Origin of the sequence: Pseudoalteromonas sp. P80D2, assembly GCF_036680945.1 — a bacterium.
GTDB classification, from domain to species: domain Bacteria; phylum Pseudomonadota; class Gammaproteobacteria; order Enterobacterales; family Alteromonadaceae; genus Pseudoalteromonas; species Pseudoalteromonas shioyasakiensis.
Map to the genome: position 1 here is coordinate 159,475 of NZ_JAZDAR010000022.1, position 19,106 is coordinate 178,580.

19 protein-coding genes are annotated in these 19,106 nt (G+C 41.6%); 6 read left to right on the forward strand and 13 right to left on the reverse strand.

From position 1 onward, the window contains the following. Positions 1-36 precede the first annotated feature (36 nt). Positions 37-1,317 (reverse strand): flavohemoglobin expression-modulating QEGLA motif protein, encoded by a 1,281-nt coding sequence (locus tag VRK28_RS03320; protein WP_058584118.1) that lies wholly within the window; start codon positions 1,315-1,317, stop codon positions 37-39. Positions 1,318-1,396: 79 nt separating this feature from the next. After that, positions 1,397-2,263 (reverse strand): TlpA family protein disulfide reductase, encoded by an 867-nt coding sequence (locus tag VRK28_RS03325; protein WP_332393307.1) that lies wholly within the window; start codon positions 2,261-2,263, stop codon positions 1,397-1,399. A gap of 201 nt (positions 2,264-2,464) precedes the next feature. On the opposite strand from VRK28_RS03325, the gene VRK28_RS03330 reads away from it, so the two are divergent. The 6 genes from VRK28_RS03330 (at position 2,465) to VRK28_RS03355 (ending at position 8,135) form a co-directional block, all read left to right on the forward strand. Then, positions 2,465-2,725, forward strand: a complete 261-nt coding sequence (locus tag VRK28_RS03330; protein WP_332393308.1) for a DUF3081 domain-containing protein — start codon at positions 2,465-2,467, stop codon at positions 2,723-2,725. A 7-nt stretch (positions 2,726-2,732) separates the two neighbouring features. Continuing rightward, a complete protein-coding gene (locus tag VRK28_RS03335; RefSeq protein ID WP_175081605.1) occupies positions 2,733-3,032 on the forward strand; it encodes a hypothetical protein in 300 nt (99 codons plus the stop codon). A gap of 77 nt (positions 3,033-3,109) precedes the next feature. Then, the gene (locus tag VRK28_RS03340; RefSeq protein WP_054562399.1) at positions 3,110-4,705 is read left to right on the forward strand and encodes an AbgT family transporter; all 1,596 of its coding nucleotides are present in this window, start codon (positions 3,110-3,112) and stop codon (positions 4,703-4,705) included. Between the two features lie 116 nt (positions 4,706-4,821). Next, on the forward strand, positions 4,822-5,787 hold the full coding sequence (locus tag VRK28_RS03345) for a Solitary outer membrane autotransporter beta-barrel domain (RefSeq protein WP_250660465.1): 966 nt from the start codon (positions 4,822-4,824) through the stop codon (positions 5,785-5,787). 73 nt (positions 5,788-5,860) lie between these two features. Continuing rightward, entirely contained in the window at positions 5,861-7,597 is a 1,737-nt protein-coding gene (locus VRK28_RS03350) for an amidohydrolase (RefSeq protein ID WP_332393309.1), read from the forward strand. Between the two features lie 19 nt (positions 7,598-7,616). Then, the gene (locus VRK28_RS03355; RefSeq protein ID WP_332393311.1) at positions 7,617-8,135 is read left to right on the forward strand and encodes a protein tyrosine phosphatase family protein; all 519 of its coding nucleotides are present in this window, start codon (positions 7,617-7,619) and stop codon (positions 8,133-8,135) included. Between the two features lie 18 nt (positions 8,136-8,153). Here VRK28_RS03355 and VRK28_RS03360 read toward each other — a convergent pair whose 3' ends face one another. From VRK28_RS03360 to VRK28_RS03410, 11 genes are all read right to left on the reverse strand, one after another. Continuing rightward, positions 8,154-8,660 (reverse strand): Sbal_3080 family lipoprotein, encoded by a 507-nt coding sequence (locus VRK28_RS03360; protein WP_269407174.1) that lies wholly within the window; start codon positions 8,658-8,660, stop codon positions 8,154-8,156. A 24-nt stretch (positions 8,661-8,684) separates the two neighbouring features. Further along, positions 8,685-10,931 carry a carbohydrate binding family 9 domain-containing protein gene (locus VRK28_RS03365; RefSeq protein WP_332393316.1) on the reverse strand — a complete coding sequence of 749 codons (2,247 nt, stop codon included), beginning with the start codon at positions 10,929-10,931 and terminating at the stop codon, positions 8,685-8,687. Positions 10,932-11,139: 208 nt separating this feature from the next. Then, positions 11,140-12,441, reverse strand: coding sequence for a DEAD/DEAH box helicase (locus VRK28_RS03370; protein WP_062565709.1), 1,302 nt, complete (start codon positions 12,439-12,441; stop codon positions 11,140-11,142). Positions 12,442-12,508: 67 nt separating this feature from the next. After that, a complete protein-coding gene (locus VRK28_RS03375) occupies positions 12,509-12,940 on the reverse strand; it encodes a hypothetical protein (RefSeq protein WP_063527237.1) in 432 nt (143 codons plus the stop codon). Then, positions 12,941-13,771 (reverse strand): MipA/OmpV family protein, encoded by an 831-nt coding sequence (locus VRK28_RS03380; RefSeq protein WP_062565711.1) that lies wholly within the window; start codon positions 13,769-13,771, stop codon positions 12,941-12,943. Beyond that, the gene (locus VRK28_RS03385) at positions 13,768-14,994 is read right to left on the reverse strand and encodes a beta-ketoacyl-ACP synthase (RefSeq protein WP_332393322.1); all 1,227 of its coding nucleotides are present in this window, start codon (positions 14,992-14,994) and stop codon (positions 13,768-13,770) included. The genes VRK28_RS03380 and VRK28_RS03385 overlap by 4 nt, the downstream gene beginning before the upstream one ends. Further along, the gene (gene fabG, locus VRK28_RS03390; protein ID WP_332393323.1) at positions 14,994-15,719 is read right to left on the reverse strand and encodes a 3-oxoacyl-ACP reductase FabG; all 726 of its coding nucleotides are present in this window, start codon (positions 15,717-15,719) and stop codon (positions 14,994-14,996) included. Before fabG ends, VRK28_RS03385 begins: the two co-directional genes overlap by 1 nt. Then, positions 15,716-16,171, reverse strand: coding sequence for an ApeP family dehydratase (locus tag VRK28_RS03395; RefSeq protein ID WP_062565713.1), 456 nt, complete (start codon positions 16,169-16,171; stop codon positions 15,716-15,718). Before VRK28_RS03395 ends, fabG begins: the two co-directional genes overlap by 4 nt. Beyond that, positions 16,158-17,321: a beta-ketoacyl-ACP synthase gene (locus VRK28_RS03400; RefSeq protein ID WP_332393325.1), complete on the reverse strand. Its 1,164-nt coding sequence runs from the start codon at positions 17,319-17,321 to the stop codon at positions 16,158-16,160. Before VRK28_RS03400 ends, VRK28_RS03395 begins: the two co-directional genes overlap by 14 nt. A 2-nt stretch (positions 17,322-17,323) precedes the next feature. Further along, complete coding sequence (locus tag VRK28_RS03405) at positions 17,324-17,875, reverse strand: DUF3261 domain-containing protein (RefSeq protein ID WP_063527232.1); 552 nt, start codon at positions 17,873-17,875, stop codon at positions 17,324-17,326. Next, entirely contained in the window at positions 17,863-19,104 is a 1,242-nt protein-coding gene (locus VRK28_RS03410; protein WP_251601711.1) for an NAD(P)/FAD-dependent oxidoreductase, read from the reverse strand. The genes VRK28_RS03405 and VRK28_RS03410 overlap by 13 nt, the downstream gene beginning before the upstream one ends. Between the last annotated feature and the right edge of the window lie 2 nt (positions 19,105-19,106).

The window sequence follows — 19,106 nt, forward strand, 5'->3', positions numbered from 1 at the left end:
GCTGCTCATTCCAGCTGCATTTTTTTATTTCTTTGTTTAAAGAAAGAGTGGTTTGTAATCGTTTTCTAATTGTTCAAACGACAAGTTACCAATAAAACGACCAAAGCTTAGCCAGGTTGCTAGGCCTCGTAAGTCTTTAAAGTGTGGTGGAATAAATTTAGGGTCTTCAATCACACCTAAATCATGTAATTGCGATATCAGTCTAAAATCATCAATTGAGATTTTACCGACCAATAACAAGTGCAATTGATCAATTCGACCTAACTGAATGGCAACCCGAATAAGGTTATACACCAACACGAAACCTTTGATGTAGGCGATATCTTTGGTAAAAGGTAAGCCTGTTGCTGTACTGCCTCTAAACACCCGCTGAGTAAGCGTATAACTGTCGTCTTTACTCAAACCTTGCGCTACATAATCACGATAAATATCAACAAACTCCGCGCCATCAATAACCTTAGTAATACCTTGAATACGGTTCACTAATTTTGCTAAACGTCGTGGCGTCGACTTTAAAGTAATAATTTCGGTTAAGACAGCAAGGCCCTCTTGGGTCACTGTAGAGCTCGGTGTGCCTTTACTTAAACAGGTTAAATAAGGCTGAGCAAGACCGTTTTGCGTCGTCCCCACATGGATCCAGCCTTCATGCACCTCTAGAATATCTAGCTCTCTTTGAGAGAATTTAACATCTTGATTAAGTTTAATATTATTTGCACCTGCCGCAGCATCACTCACAATACCGTCGCTCAAAATAACCTCAACATCGATACCCGGCATCGTTTGAGCCACTTGTGATGCTAGAATTTTCACCGCATCTTGTGCATCTATGTTTTTTGGATCATCCGGTAAAATATCCGCATCAAGCATACTCTTTAGTGGCTGCTCAAGCATGGTTGCAAGCTCAGAAAGTGAAGGCTCTCCTGCATGGAATAAATCCTTGGGATGACCGAACAGCTCAACTGACAAATCATGAAATTCAGGGGTACCACGATACTCAATCATACTGAGTACTGTTTTATATTCAGTGCACATCTTGCTCATGTATTGGGCAATTGGGTTTAGCTGCCCTAACTGGCTGATGATATCGCGATTTAAATCAGAAAATGCGCGGCGCAACTCGCTTGGTACAAAACCAAGATCACGCTGTTGGTAATAGGCTTGATCAACCGTTGGGTTCTTTTGGCATTTATGCTTAAAAAACTCTTCTTTGATTTGTTTATCCCAGTTGATCGCATCAAGAATACGGATGGGTGTTTGCAGTGCGATTAATCGGTCAGATAACTCGCGCGTTTTTGCTAATAATGCCTTATCTATCATGCTCTAGGCTCACTGTATAATGAGCCTTGAGCATAGGCTAAATTTGCATAATTACAAAGCAAAATTAAGCGGTTTTTAGCTAAAATTCAGCGTGCTTAGAGACTAAATTTCCATCGTTGTAGAGAAGTAAACTGGGTACCGAATTAATGCCATTTTCGATAAATAAATCATTACCATAATCGATTGAAACCGGCATGGTTGCAGCGAATTTATCTACATATTCTTGCACTGCGCTTTGGTCAGTCCATAACTGACTCACTTTAACCTCGACATCAATTCCTTGCTCTGCCAGCTTATTAACGTGTTGCTGCGCTAGTACACACTGTTTTGCCATTGCAGGGCGCGTGTCGGCTAAGTACCAGTCGCACCACGTAGCGGTGAACAGCACGGCTTTTTTACCTTTGTTCGGAATTACCAAAGGAGTCGCTTGGCCTTGCTTTTCGCCTAGTAAACGCGCTTTATCAACTTTGCCATTGTGTGATAACAAACGTAATGTGTTATCAAGCGGTTTATCTGCTTCGTGGCCTTGAAAAATCACCTTTTTATCACTATCGATCAATACATGAAACGGGGTGCCCATAAATTCATAATGTTTAGCAACCTGGGCTGTGTGATCAGTAAATAGTGGCATAGTGAGTGAAAAACGCTCTTTAACCTTAGCAACAGCGTCTGCGTCATCATTAAGGTCAATATTAATAGCCACAAATTGAATTTTATCGCCATATTGCTCATATGCATGCTGAAAATGTGGCATTTGCTCCATACATGGCTTGCACCAAGTCGCCCAAAACTTTAAGTAAACGGGCTTCTTGCCTAAGTAACTGTCAAGTTTAACTATTTTCCCCGCTTCATTTTCTAACATCAGGGGAGCTGTATTTGCTGATATGCTTTTGCTTACAAGCAACAAGCCTGTTAGTAGTATCAGGGGTATAAACTTATATTTCATTGTGTGTCCCTAAAATAAAATCTATCTTAAGTTTAAGGTAAGAGAAAATATTGTAAATTTTCGACATCTGCTATCTAAATATGATTTTAGTGATTTATCGCAAAGTAAGGTTTTAAAAATACGCAGCACGTTTAATACCTGCATAAAATAGCACTAAACTTTTTATAGATCTGAAACGTATTACTTCAAAAAGGAGTCATCATGAAAAATGAGCTAGACGGTAAATTAATTCTATCTGTGTATGAAAAAATCATTCAACACGGTGAAGATCATGAAGATGGAAAGCTATATGAGGGTATTTGCGCTTTTTCGGATATCGATGGTTATACGGTATATCTAAAAGGCAGTGGTGTGTTACTGCGCTTTGGCTTTCATAATACTTACCACCTTGACTATCAACATGAAAAGAACAAAGAAGACTTTTTAAAGAAAGTGCTTTATATCGCAGAACAGGACCTGTAAAGAAGTAATGAAACGACGGGTAAAAGCTGAGTCAAAGCAACAGCAGGCATTTATCAACCAAGTTATTAATGAACTAAAATCTAACCCAGGTAAGTTAGATATTATTCGCGAAAACCTTAGCTACTATCGCGAACAACAGTTCCTCAAACGTGGCTTTTTGCTTGCTATTGAGCGTTTTGATTGGGTATTTGAAGCAACGAATGATGTAGAGCAAATCTGTGCGCAAATTTTAGCCGATGATTACATTGGCAAACGTTTGCGCCGTTATCCCTTGCTATACAAGGGTGTATTGGAACGTACCTATTAGATATCCCACCGCTAAAACATGATCTGTCCGGTAAAAAATGCTAGGTTAGCGCCATTTTGAAATAACGAGAACTGGACATGTCAAAAACTATAAACTCTCACAACACCCATGAGGGTGGTAATAATGGGTTGTTTAACCGATTTTTAGCCACTGTTGAATTTTTGGGTAATATGCTCCCTCACCCTATCACTTTATTTGCAATGTTCTGCGTTGCCATTATAGTTTTTAGCGGCATTGCCGATTGGTATGGTTTAAGTGCTATCGACCCACGCCCTGAAGGCGCTGCTGGTCGAGACCCTGATGGGGTTATTGAAGTTGTCAGCCTACTTAGTGCCGAAGGCCTTCAGCGCATCGTTACTGGCCTTGTTACGAACTTCACCAGCTTTGCACCACTTGGTACAGTACTGGTTGCTTTATTAGGTGTGAGTGTTGCAGAGCACTCTGGTTTACTCTCTGCTGCTATGCGCGGCATGGTAATGGGCGCATCTAAGCGTTTAGTTACTTTTATGGTGGTGTTTGCTGCGATTTTATCAAATACGGCATCAGAACTTGGCTACGTCGTACTAATTCCATTAGCAGCCATGATATTCCACAGCCTTGGTCGTCACCCTCTTGCCGGTCTTGCTGCGGCATTTGCTGGTGTTTCAGGTGGTTACAGTGCAAACTTATTGCTCGGCACCATTGACCCGCTACTTGCTGGTATCACTACACCTGCAGCACAAATGATTGATCCGAACTACCAAGTTGGCGCTGAAGCAAACTGGTATTTCATGATGATTTCAGTATTTCTAATCGCTACTCTAGGTACGTTAGTTACAGAGAAAATCGTTGAACCTCGTCTTGGCAAGTACAACCCAGATGAAGCAAGCAATGATTTGCCAAAGAACGACATTGCAGGGCTTACTGATAAAGAAAAGTCAGGTCTCAAGTGGGCAGGTGTTTCTCTGTTAGTGGTTTCATTATTACTTGCTTGGACAATTGTTCCTGAAGACGGCATTTTGCGTAACCCAGAAACAGGCCTTGTTGCACACTCACCATTTTTAAAAGGCATTGTGGTATTTATCTTTGTAACTTTCGGTATTCCAGGTTTTGTTTACGGCCGTGTCGTAGGCACCATGAAAAACGATAAAGATGTCATCGATGCCATGAGTAAAAGCATGAGCTCGATGGGTATGTACATTGTGCTGGTTTTCTTTGCTGCACAGTTCGTTGCCTTCTTTAAATGGACCAACCTAGGCACAATTTTAGCCATTAACGGTGCAGCTCTTTTGCAAGCATTAAACCTAACTGGCCCAGAAGTATTTGTGCTCTTCATTTTAATGTGTGCTTTAGTAAACTTAAGCTTGGGCTCTTCATCTGCACAATGGGCTGTAACGGCACCAATCTTCGTACCAATGTTAATGCTCATCGGCTATGCACCAGAAACTATTCAAGCGGCGTACCGAATTGGTGACTCGGTAACTAACCTTATCACCCCAATGATGAGTTACTTTGGCTTGATACTGGCTGTTGCCACTAAGTATAAGAAAGACATGGGTATTGGTACATTGGTTGCGACCATGCTTCCATACAGCATGATCTTCTTTGTTGGTTGGGTTGCATTATTCTACTTATGGGTATTTGTTCTGGGCTTCCCAGTTGGCCCTGAATCACCGATTTACTATCAGCCTTAATCTTTTTCTTAAAGATGTAAAAAAGCCAAGCTAATGCTTGGCTTTTTTGTACCTGAGATTGTTGAAAGCTAACTTTACGACTATTATTAAAACATTAATTTTTATTGTTATTTTATATGAAAAAGCTATTTAAGCTGTGGTTTCTATTGCACGCATTAAGTGTATTTAATTTATATGCCAATCCAACAAAGCAACTTGAAACCGCATTTGCAACGTCGTTGGTTTTAACGGATGGGGACAGTATTACCTTAGGTATGGGTGATTTTGACCCACAAACACTGTTTGACCCGCAACATAGCAGTAAAGATGAAGACAGTATCGCGCTTAGAAAAAAACTCAGACTCTACAGTATTCCTTATACTTGGCAGCTTGATGAGCCAATTTATCAACACAAACTAAGTTTGACCAGCAGGGTAAGCTATTTGAATCAATCAGATTTCATTTCGCTATTTGATAATGTGGCTGACGACTATATTTCAGAAACTGTATATAACGGCATGATCGGTTTTAATGCCGAAAAAGCACTTGGCTCTAAATGGTCATATCAATTTGGCTTTAATACTCACTACTTACATTACAATAATGACTATGAGTATAACTCTCCCGAGTCTAGGCGTAACTTTAAGCCATTAGCTGAAAATCTTTACACCAACCTCAACAGTAATGCGCTGGTGTTAAACCCAAATGCGACCATGATCTATCGCTTACCTAGGCATTGGGGCTATTACGAGTACAAACTTAACTTCAATTACTACTATGGATGGGCACTCTCTCACCCTGATGGGATAAGTAATGCAGCACCTGAAACATGGCGCACACTTAATGGTATTAAAGCTAAATTTAACATGTTCAAAATCGGGGTTTTTGAGCAAGCTTTTTACATTAAAGGCCAGCGAATCGATTTAGGCGGCGATAGTCGCGTAGCATTTGGGACCGATCACTTTTATGAATATGGTATCGGCTTATTATGGGACAGTAGAAAGTGGACGTCATGGTTTGACAACTTTGGCATTGGTATCAACATTCACAACGGTAGTAGCCTCGATGGCGCTGCTATAGTCTTGTACTTTAACGAAATTTAATACTATTTTTTAAAGACAAAAATTTTAAACAGACTATATTCTTAGACATAGTTAAAATTCATGGAAGATTTATATGAAACATCACATCGCAATCGCTTGTTCATTACTTGCCTTAACGGCTTGCGATAACCCCCCTGAACAAACAGTTAAAACCCTACCTCTGCAAGTGAGTGCTGCAGATACCATTTATTATGGTGGTGATATTCTTACAATGACTGGCGACAAACCCGAGTATGCACAGGCAATCGCTACCCAAGGTGACAAAATCATCTTTGTGGGTGATAAAACTAAAGCACTTGAGCATAAGTTTGGCAAAACAAAGCTAATTGATTTGCAAGGCAAAACCTTAATGCCAGGCTTTGTTGATGGCCATAGCCATGTCTATGGTGTTGGTTTGCAAGCCATGGTAGCCAATGTATTACCTAGCCCAGATGGAGATGCCAATAGTGTTGAGCAAATCGTTAATATTCTTACCGCCGCACAAAATAACCCTGACTACACCACATTTATTGAAAAAACGGGTGCTATTTTAGGCTTTGGTTACGATGATGCTGAGCTTGATAGATACCCGACTAAAATGGACTTAGACCGCGTTAGCACCGAAAAGCCAGTGATCATCATTCATACTTCGGGGCACTTAAGTGTTGCAAACAGTAAAGCTTTAGCCATGGCCAGCATCGACGAAAACACAGACAATCCTGACGGTGGGCTTATTCGTCGTATGGCCAACTCACAAGAACCCAATGGGGTGCTCGAAGAAAACGCGCACTTTGGTTTACTGTTTAAGCTCATGCAGTCGTTTGATCCTGACTTACAAGATTTAATGCTGCAAGAAGGGCAAAAACTCTACACAAAATACGGCTACACCACAGCACAAGAAGGCCGAGCAACTCAAGAAGCCTATGATTCGATGGTAAGAGCATCCAAAGCCGATAAGTTCGTGATTGATGTGGTTGCCTATGCCGATATGGCCACCAGCAGCAGTTTTATGGACTCACCCTATAACAGTAAAAACTACACAAATCATTTTCGTATTGGTGGTGTAAAACTTAACTTTGATGGCTCACCACAAGGGAAAACCGCTTGGTTATCTCACCCATACTTAAAAGCACCTGAAGGACAAGAGCAAGGCTATGCAGGCTACCCTACTTTTAATGATGAACAAGCTTATCAGTATATTGAAACTGCCTTTGCCAATGACTGGCAAGTGATGACTCATGCAAATGGTGATGCCGCTATTGAGCAGTTCTTAAATGCCGTTGAAAATGCCAATAACAAGCTTGGTAAAAAAGACCGCCGCCCGGTACTTATTCATGGCCAAACTATTCGTCAAGATCAGGTAAACCGTCTTAAAGAATTAGGCATATTTCCATCGCTCTTCCCAATGCATACCTTTTATTGGGGCGACTGGCATGTAAATTCGGTGCTTGGTCACCCCCGTGCAGATTTTATTTCACCCACCCATGCGGTTCGCAAACAAGGATTAATGTTTAGCACCCATCATGATGCGCCTGTAGCTCTGCCCAATGCACTGCGTGTATTAGATGCAACGGTTAACCGTACGACTCGTACAGATCAAGTATTAGGCCCAGATCAACGTGTTTCTGTGTATACTGCACTACAAGCAATGACAACATGGCCTGCGTATCAACACTTTGAAGAAAGCTCAAAAGGGCAATTAAAACAAGGGATGCAAGCAGATTTAATTATCCTTGATAACAACCCGTTGAAAATCAAGCCTGCAGAGCTACATAACTTACAAGTGCTAGAAACCATTAGCCGTGGTGAAACCGTCTACAGCAAAAATTAAACACTTTTCAAGGAGTAACATGAATAAGTTTATAAGATTAGCCTGTGTTGCGCTGCTGTCATTTTCAGCATTAGCAGCACAAACAGCTGCTACGCAACTGGATATTTTAAATCTTAAGGCGCAGTCTGAGCATGTATTAACGTCAGGTCAGCCAAGTCAAACTGATTTTGCGAAATTAAAACAACTTGGTGTTGAGAACATTATCAACCTTCGTTGTGATAACGAAACGAATTGGTCTGAGCAAGAGTTAGTCACTGAGCTTGGTATGAACTATTACCATATTCCTGTGCAATCTAAGGCTGATATTACCATTGAAAATGCTACGAAACTTCAGGCTTTGCTCAATGAGCACCAAAAGCAAACCACCTTACTGCACTGTGCTAGCAGCAACCGTGTCGGTGCTCTTGTAGCGCTATACAATGCCATAACCTTAAAAAAGCCAGTTGATGAAGCTATTGAGATTGGTAAGCAATGGGGCTTAAAAAGCCTTGAAGGAGTGGTAAGAAGTAAAGTAAACGAAGAAGTTGGTCAGCTATAAGCTGACCAACATGCTGCTTTATATTGCCTTTTTCTGACTTTCTTGTTGTTTCTTAGCTTCAACTTGCTGAAACATCGAATCAACGAGCTCAATGATTTTTTCGTTCGCATCAATAAACTTATCTAAACCACCACCCGTGCGATAGCTTGCCTGAGCAATTGTTTCAGTTTGGTCAACATTAGTGACCCAAATATTGGCATATGCCATATAAAGGGCTAAATCCCAACGCCAGTTAGCAACATAAAATGCAACAGCATCACAACCATCTGTGTTAGCAGTTGAGATGTCTGTTTGATACGCTTGATGTTTCATAACATAGTTGGCTGGGATCACACGCGTTTTCACGTTATGTTTTGCAAAGCCTGATTGTAGTGATGCTACAACACCTTCTTTAACTGCTTGGTGCTCTGCAATACACACGGTTTTTGGTTTTTCCGCTTCAAAACGACTTACATCTTGTTTCGCTGCACAACCCGCAAGTACGGTTGCTGCAACTGCAACAGCTGATATTTTTGCAATATTCATTATGATTTTCCTTTTTTATAATTTTTAAAGCTGCCATGCATAGCTTAGCTTAGTGAAGAAGGTGCGCTGATCACGCTCAAGATTCTTCAACGAATCATCTTGATAGCCTTTGTCAGAATACCCTAAATAAAACAGTGTCTGTGAGTTAATTTTATACGAGTACACTAACTGACTACCATAATCTCGGTTAGTTTGGCTTACATCAAATCGATAAGCTTCATTGTTTCGATCGACATCTTCAAACTGCAAAACGAGTTTCAGCATTGAACGCATATTAAATTTATAATAAACACGTAGATCCGTTAAGTTTGCAGTATAAACACGCTCATTTTGCTCGTTATCTAGATAGCTGTAGCTGTGCTCTAATTGAACCTGCCAATGATCGTTTATGTCCCATGTCATCTCAGGCTCAATGCGAACCATAGTACCTAAAGCTGCATTACTGTAATCAATTTTACTGCCGTATTGAGCATACAATAAAAAGCTTACGTCACGAATGGGTCTAAAACCGCCGTAGATATAACCTATGTTTTGATTAAAGAACTCGCCGGCATAAAACTCATTTCGATGAATAAAGCCAATTTCTGTTTGCGACTGCATCTTACCTTTAAAGGTAAAAAAGCCATCGTATTCTTCTTCGAGTAGGTCGCCATTTTGCGCCCATGTTTTATCCCACTCAACATTATAGCTGTACTCAGTGATTGCATCATCAGCATCAAGATACCAAGTTTGTCCACCGCCTAGTTGTACTTGCTCGTAATCAACTTTAGCTTGATAACCCAAATCTGAGCGGTATTCTTTACCTATATTTTCGTAGCTAGCATAGACTTCGTAATCACGCTTAGTTCTTGTAAATTCAATGGCATAAGCTTGATCTGATTGATTTTTATCAATGCCATAATAATCAACTAAAAATTCTGAGTTAGTGGTATCTGTGCTTGCTACTTGATACTGCAAACTATCTGATTGATTAAACCAGTAGCTGCCATCTAAAGATAACACCGTATTATGATAATCATCATTTTCACGGTGAGTGCTCATCACACCAATTGTGCCTTTTTGGCCAATATCAAACTGATAGCGCCCTGCTACGGCTTGCGTTTTATCTGCTAGATTAGCAAAGCCAGAACCTTGATTCGTCGGAAGTAAGACACTGGTATTCTGATCGTCAGCATACATAAAGCCGTAGCTGTGCGCGCCGGTTTTACCTGTTAACTTTAAACCAACATCAGGTTCAGCAATCATTCGCGTATATAAAAGCTCTAGTTGGCTGGTATTAAAGTAAGAGGCGCCATCTAAAAAGAATGGACGCTTTTCAGCATAATAAATTGAGTAAGTAGTATTTACATCAAGCTCAAGTGAATCTGCCTCGACCTGCGAAAAGTCAGGATTAATGGTGGCATTAATAACCGCATCTTGCGTAACACCCCAGCGTAAATCTAAACCCGCTTCAGTATCAATATCGCCATTTTGCCAATCACCCGGTACTTCGTCTTTGGTATCATGGCGAAGCGCAGTTAAAGTGGGCGTAAGCTGAATGTTTTGGCTTTCTGTCATGTTGGCAAAGCCTGTGAGTTTATCAAACTGGCAAAAGCTACATTTTACATCTCGGTCAAAACCAACATTCGACATTTGATAATACACATCACGCGGATAATTTCGCCAAACTGCAAAACTCCACGTTAACTCTGTTTGATCTTTTGGAAAGCGAAGTGCAGTGAACGGAATACGCATTTCAACCACATAGCCATCGTCAGTTATTTGCCCTGCACTATCCCAAATGGCATCCCATGATGGGTCTTCAACCCAATCATCAATATCAGTCATGCGCATATCGCCTTGCGCACCAAGAGGGTTTACATAAAACTCATAGCCGGTTCGTTCATCATTGAAGGTATCAATCATCAAGGCAACATTGTCGTCTTGCCAAAGCGTATCACGATCTCGAAGGGCGGCACGAATTTGAGAAGGGTCATTATCTTTTGCAATAAAACCAACATACAAGTATTTACCATCTTCATACATGTAGGCATCGGTTTGTACGAGCGGCGTGCCTTTTTCGGTTGGCTCATTCTGATATTTTAATGGTACTTTTGTGGCGTATTGCCAATGCGACTCATCCATCACACCATCAACGCTAATAGACTCTTTAATATGGGCAAGGGAGAACTCTGCTTTATCAAATGCATTGGCAGAAAAAGGCACACAGGCAACACTAAGTAAAAAAGTAGGGGCGACTATTTTATTTATTATTCTTTTTAAGTACTGCATAAACATCCATTTAGACACTGACGCGCTAGAAACGCTACTTGACTGATTTCAAAGCGATTGTAATTCAGTAAGGTACATTTGTTAATCTAATTTTCAGTTTTGTGTCGTAAAATTTAACAAAATACTCCATTTGTACTAATAAAAGAGCCAAAAAAGCCCCATTGCCAAACAGCAATGGGGCTTTTCATACGTTTGTTATCGAAATCTATTACTTTTTAAGGCTTAATTTATTGCCTTTCAAAGATTTGCGAACATTTGCGATTCGTGAACGGTTCTTTGCACGCGCTTCACCCGTTGCCTGACCCGAAGCCTTATTTGTACGGCTACGACGTAAATGCGACGGCTTTTTACCAATTTTATCAATCAGTACTTCACGGCTGCTTACTTCGTAACCTGGTAAAACAACACGCTTGATGCGCTGTCCGATTAGCTTTTCGATATCGAATAAAGTGTTTTCTTCTTCACGGCTGACAAACGAAATTGCTTGACCCGGCTTACCAGCACGACCTGTACGGCCGATACGATGCACGTAGTCTTCTGCAAGCCAAGGTAGATCGATGTTGATCACACGTGGCAACCCTTCAATATCAATACCACGAGCAGCTACTTCAGTTGCGACCAGCACGCGAACTTTACCTTCTTTAAACTCGCGTAAAGCGCGGCGGCGGTTACCTTGGGTTTTATCACCATGACAAACAACAGCAGGAATACCATCAAGGTTAAGCTCTTTTACAAGCTCATCGGCAGTTTCTTTCATGTTTACGAAAACAAGTACCTGCTGCCAGTTTTTCTTACCAATCAATTCAGATAAAAGCTCTTGCTTACGGCGTTCTTCAACTGGATAAACAACATGTTGCACTGTTTCTGCAGTACTGTTTGTTTGATCAACACGAATAATTTCAGGCTGCTTTAGTACTTTACTCGCAAATTGTTTAATTGCCGCCGGGAAAGTGGCAGAGAACAACAAGATTTGACGCGCTTCATCACAACCATTAATAACAGTTTGCATATCGCTGATAAAGCCCATGTCTAGCATACGGTCAGCTTCATCAAGCACTAAATGCTTAACATTAGCTAAGCTGATGTTACCTAAACGCAGATGATCAAGTAAGCGCCCTGGTGTTGCAACCACGATATCGACACCTGCTTTCAAATCGTTAGCTTGACCCGCTAGATTGATACCACCAAACAAACACACTGTTTTGAGTTCTGTGTATTTTGCAAACGCTTTAAAATTATTAGCAATTTGCTCAGCTAACTCGCGGGTAGGTGCAAGCACTAATGCACTTGGTGCATTATTTTCACTAACCGCTGATTCTGATAATTTTTGGATAAGTGGTAAAGCAAATGCAGCGGTTTTACCCGTGCCTGTTTGCGCACTAACAAGTACGTCTTTGCCTTTTCTTACCGCAGGAATTGCACTACGTTGAACGGGAGTAAGCGTTTCGAAATTAAGTTCTTCTAATGCCTGTAAAAGCTCAGAAGAAAAACTAAATGATTTAAAATTCATGCTGTATAACCTGCGGCCATCATATCAAGGGTCGCAAATTATACAGAAAAAAAATGACTTTAGTTAGTTATAACTTAACTAAAGTGCCTTTTAATGCCACGCCAGCAACAAATGTGCCCGCACCACATTGATATTCTGTTTGGCTAACAAACTCACGCTTCTTGTAATACGACTGAATATTTACAACTGCATTCATGCCTTCACGAATAGCACGCTCTTGTAATGCTTTTAAAGCACTCAGCATTACCCACTCACACGCTTCTCGGTCAGTTTTATTAAATGCGTTGGTTTTCTTGTTGGTGATCACTTCACCATAGTTGGTTTTAATGCTGTTATGACTTTGATCAGCAAAATACAGCGGAACATCTAACAGCGCTTGTTTCGCTTTGCTAGTTTCAAGTAATGCTTGTACAGGTAGCGTTTGTATATCATCACGTGCAAAACTGTTTGTTGAAAACAAACAAGCAGCTAAAACACAGGCAAGGGTCAATAACTTCATTTAAAAATTCCTTCTATAAAATTTCCATGCAACACCAAAACCAACCGAAACATTATAATCTTGCTTAACGAGTGGGCTTGCATCTTGTTGACTGTTAGCAAGGTGATGATATTTAACAAAACCACCTAACCAATACTTTGGTGTGTCAAAATGTACCCCAATTGATACATCAGCGCCAGAAAAACCTGAACGACTTGAGTATGCTTGGCGAGTTTCATTGCTATGTAAGTCACTCACTCCATAGTAGTAATCAAGGTATTTATCGCTAGCAAAGTTGATATTGCCACGAAACGCTAATGAAAATTGTGAATCCGCCTTTTCGATGATCGGCACTCGATAATACACACTTGGCCCATAACGCCAGCCAATATCATCAATACCTGAGAAATCTGTCGCAATGGCTTTGCGTGCAAACAGGCTTAAATACAAATGCTGTTTAGCGTTTGGTTCACCTATTAGGTAGTAATTAAGGGAAGGCCCTAATTCAAACACCCAATCTAGATCATCCATACCTTCTCGGGCTTTGTTGTCCTCACTGTCTACTGCAAGACCTACGTTGGCAGATAAATCTAAATGGAGATTTTCTTGTTGCCACAAAAAGCCAGTGAAGTTATTACGGTCGATGGCCATTTTATCGCTTTGATAACGAAAATAAGGCACAGGCAATAGGTATTGCTCACTTTCATCTGAACCTAAATAATGGGGGATATCAGCATAAAAAAGGCCTGCACCGAACTCCATTTTTGCAGTGCCCTTTTCTACACTGTCTTCTGCAGCATAAGCATTAAAAGTTAGAATAAATAAAATACTTATGATGCAGCGCTTGATCATGCTTGCCACTTTTTAAAAATTAACGAGGTATTGATGCCACCAAACGCAAAGTTATTACTCATAATGTAATCTGTTTGCATTTCACGGCCATCGCCCTTGATATAATCTAAATCAGCACACTCAGGATCGACATCTGTTAAATTGATAGTAGGTGCAAACCAACCATCATTCATCATATTGATACTTGCCCATGCCTCAATGGCGCCACATGCTCCTAAGGTATGACCTAAATAACTCTTTAATGAGCTAATAGGTTTCTTACCAAGGGCATTGAAAGTCGCCAGAGACTCCGCAATGTCACCCCGATCTGTTGACGTACCATGAGCATTCACATAGCCAATTTGGTCGGCAGTAAGCTGTGCATCATTAAGTGCCATTTCAATAGCTACTTGCATTGTTTCTGCGGTAGGTTGCGTCACATGTTGACCATCTGAGTTGCAACCAAAACCGACGAGCTCCGCATAAATGGTCGCGCCACGGGCAAGGGCATGCTCATACTCTTCTAAAATGAGTGTGCCTGCACCTTCACCAATAACCAGACCATCACGATTTTGATCAAATGGTCGTGGCGTACTTTTCGCATCATCATTTTTTGTGCTGGTCGCATACAAGGTGTCAAATACCGCAGCTTCTGTGATGCATAACTCTTCTGCGCCACCAGCCACCATGGCTTTTTGGCGACCATACTTAATCGCTTCATAAGCATAACCAATACCTTGCGAGCCTGATGTACACGCAGAGCTGGTAGTGATCACCCGACCTTTTAAGCCAAAAAAGACACCCACATTCACAGGCGCTGTATGCGCCATCATCTGGATGTAACTGGTAGCCGTTACGCCTGTCATTTCACCGGTTTCCATCATTTTTGCAAAGGCAAGTAATGGTGGCGTTGACCCCGTTGATGAGCCAAAAGCAATACCTGTAGAGCCGTCGGTTAGACTTGAGTGCTCTAATAGCCCAGCTTCTTCTAAAGCAAGCTCTGTAGTACGGGTCGACATCATAGCAACACGCCCCATTGAGCGAACTTGTTTACGCTTATAGTGGCTTGGTTTAGTAAAATGAGTAACAGGTGCTGCTAGTCGAGTGTTTAATTCAGGCGCCACATCCCAGTCAGTCATGTACTGAACAGCATTTTCACCTTTTTGCAAAGCGGTTTTAAACTCGCCCCAGGTATCACCTAATGCAGTAATGGCAGACATGCCTGTAACAACAACGCGCTTCATTACACCATACCGCCATTCAAAGAAATAACTTGGCGGGTGATATATGCAGCGTCATCGGAACACAAGAACGACACAGTACCCGCGACTTCACTAACCGACCCCATACGTTTTAATGGGATCATTTTTAGCATTTCATCAACCGGTAAATCGTCTGTCATTTCGGTTTCGATTAATCCTGGAGCTACGCAGTTAACGGTGATCTTACGTTTTGCAAGCTCAAGCGAAAGCGCTTTGGTCGCACCAATAATGCCCGCTTTAGCGGCACTGTAGTTAACTTGCCCGCGATTACCGGCAATCCCTGACACTGACGCCATAGTGACAATACGGCCACCTTTACGACCTTGCACCATTGGCATCACCGTTGGATGAACCACATTATAAAAACCGTCAAGGCCAGTACGGATCACTTTATCCCAATCATCACCTTGCATCGCTGGGAACGCCATATCATTCGTGATACCTGCATTACAGATCACCCCATAATACGCACCGTGCTCGGCAATATCAGCTTCAATTTGTTGTTTTGCAAGCTCTCTATCGCAAACATCAAATTGCAATAAGCTAGCATGACGACCAAGCGCACTGATTTCTTCACAGGTTTGCTCTGCTTCAGCCACACCACTGCGACAATGAACAGCAATATCAAAGCCATCGTTAGCTAATCTAAGTGCGATTGCTTTGCCAATACCACGGCTTGAGCCGGTGACTAAAATACGTTTTGTCATTGATTTTCTCTTATAAACTGCATTGGGTCTTGTGGTTGAAAAACATTAATTTTTGCTTCTGCTAAACATGTTTCATCGCTATGTATTTGACACTCAAATACACTTAACCCTGATTCTTCTTGATATAACTTTGTCACCGAGACTTTAAGCGTTTGCTCGTTTTTAAATACCGGTGCATAGGTTTTATATTTGCGCGTACCAATTAAAAAACCGATTTGTACTTCATTTCCTTTGTCTTTTGCCAACGCACCAGCATACGCTGCGATAGTTTGCGCCATATATTCACAGCCAATATAACTGGCAACGCCATTTAAGCTCTCGTCATAAAACGGGCTGTGTGAACTTATATCCACTTCACAACAACCTGACTCTTCGCTGTAATTGGATAGGCGATTGAGCAATATCATTGGTTCGCTATGAGGGACTACTTGCTCAATTTTATAGTGATTCATTTAGATGTCCTAGTACTACACTGACATTATTGCCACCAAAGGCAAACGAATTTGATAAACAAGTGTTAATTTCTGCCGTTTCTGGTTGTGTTATTAAACCAATTTCAGCCAATGATTCGTCTTTTATAACCTGATTGCATACTAATTGATTAAATTCTGGGTAAGCCAAATAGAGCCAACATAAGCCCGCTTCTAAGGCTCCTGCAGCGCCTAAGGTGTGGCCGGTCAAATGTTTAGAAGAACTGACCTTGGTATCTTTGCCAAATACCTCACTGATTGCCAGAGATTCCATCGCATCATTTTGCGGTGTGGCTGTTCCATGGGCATTAATGTAGTCGATATCTGAAGGCGTTAAATTCGCGTCTTGCAAAGCCGTTGTCATAGCAGCAATAGCGCCAGAACCGTCTGCAATCGGTGCTGAAATATGGTGGGCGTCGGAGCTTTCACCACCACCTAAAAAGGCAATACTTTGTTTTGTATGCTGCTCTTTACTCATAACAAATAACGCTGCGGCTTCACCAATATTGATGCCTGCTCTGTCGCCACTAAACGGCTTACAAATTTCATCGCTGATAGACGATAACGAATCAAAGCCATTAATAGTGAGTTGGCACAAGCTATCTACCCCACCACAAATTACCACATCGGCTAAATCGGCATTGAGTATGGCGCGCGCACTAATAAGCGCCTTGGCACTTGAACTACACGCAGTTGAAATGCTGTAACTTGGCCCCTTCGCAGCGAGTTTTTTGGCAATATAATTGGCAGGTGCGACGAGCGCTTGGTCGTAATAATCAAATTCCTCTGGCCACTTTCCCTCAGCTGCATGGGCAATTCGGCCTCTTTCACCTTCTTGAATTGCAGCAGTACTGGTACCAATCACCACAGCAATACGGCTGCTCGGAATGTCTATGTTTGCTAATGTGTCAGCAAGTTGCGCCAGCGCTAAATCGATTAGCTGATAAAATCGCATTGATGCTGTTAATGGCAGTTCATTAACCAAACCCACAAAGGTTGGGCGCTGCTCAAATGCAAGCGACGTCACCTCTGTGAGTGTTTGTTTAGGTTGTAAGCTGATACTTTGCATTGTTTGTTGATGACCAACCCCCAATGCACTAACAATACCTAAGTCGTTAAGCCAAAATGGCATAATCAATTAACCCTTTGAAATTTAATTTTGTAATCCCGCTGAAAGTTTACAAGTTCTGTTGCACCGTCTAAATAGCGAATTTCACTAATTAACTGTTCACCTTGATATAAACGCCGTGTCGAGCCTTGTTCAACCAAGTTCAAACCATACAGTTGCGAGTTCAGCACAGTAACCGGCCAGTGTACTAGCATGATATCAGCAAGAATATAGCGAGGATCAACCGCGTTGATAGGGAGCATTTTTTCACTTTTAATCGGCCCTAGTGGCGCTTTTTCTAACTGAAAGATTGGCATACCTTGAGCCGTCATAACAGCCAAGTTAATACCCGTTTCACTGTTTAAACTCAGCTGCGCTAGTAATGTATGCTGCTCATCGCCATGGTGTACTTCAAGTACTTGCTGCCAATTATCGGCAACTAATGACGGCGGTGGATCAAGCAAATAAATCCCTGCATTTGGCGCTAAATCAACGCCCGTTTTTACTGCAAATTCACTGGCACAACTCGCCACTAATATGCTCAAAGATAAGAGCAAAGAGCGTGTTAGTCGCGACATAATTCAACCAACGTATTTAAGCGTTTGTTGCTTTGTTTTACAAATGGGTTTTGTAAATCCCATGCATAACCAGCAAGAATAGCACTGATCATCTCGCGCACTTGTTGGTTTTTCTCACTGTAAAAAATCACGTCCTGAAAGGAGCCATCATACCAAGCACTGACGTAGGTTCTAAAGCAATTAACCCCTTGTTGCAAAGGCTCACTGTAATCGTTTTTGAAATCAACTTGCTCACCACGTAAGTAGCTATCAACTAAAGGAGCGACCAATGAGGCTGATTTTAATGCAATCGTCACCCCAGATGAAAATACCGGATCTAAAAACTCACCAGCATTACCAAGTAGTGCAAAATGCTCACCATACAAGCTCGACACATTAGCCGAATAGCCTTTGATAGCACGCGCTTCACCAATAGCTTCTCGATTGGCTAATAACTCACTTAAATAGCTATCTTGTTCAATAAATTCATTTAAACCAGCGAGTGGTTGTTTATCCTCAAGCTGCTCTGGTTTACCAACCACACCAATGCTTGCCGTACCATCACTAAATGGGATCAGCCAATACCAAATATCTTTATGCTCTGGGTGAACATTAATTAAGATTTTTTCACGGTCAAACTGGGTATCGCTAATATTATCTTTAAAATGGCTGAAAAAAGCCCAACGTACTGGGAAATTTGATGCTGACTCTAAATCAAGTAAGCGAGGTAATACCCTGCCAAAACCACTGGCATCAAGGACAAAACGCCCTTTAATTTGATAGCCTTGCTGGTTTTCATCCGTAACATCAAGTAAAGCGCCATCCTCACAATCGGTGAACGCTAACACGCTATGTTGGTAACGTATTTCAGCCCCTTGCTGCATGGCACCATCGGCTAAGCATTTATCAAAGTCAGCGCGTTTTACCTGAAAAGTCGTGCCAGGGCCTTCGCTAAACTTCTCGGTAAAATCGATTGTGGTGTGGTCGCCACGACGCTGAAACGCCGCACCATTTTTAAACTGAAACCCAAGTGATTGTGCCTGTGCTTGCACCGCTTGCTCAAGGCCTGCTTCTGCTAAAAAGCTCATGCACTGGGGTAATAAGCTTTCACCAATCGAAAAACGAGGAAAGGTTTGCTGCTCTAACACCACTACATGCCAACCTTTTTTCACCAGTAAACTGGCAGCCACGGCACCTGAAGGGCCAGCACCAATAATAACAACATCAGCCTGTTGAACTTGATTATTCACCT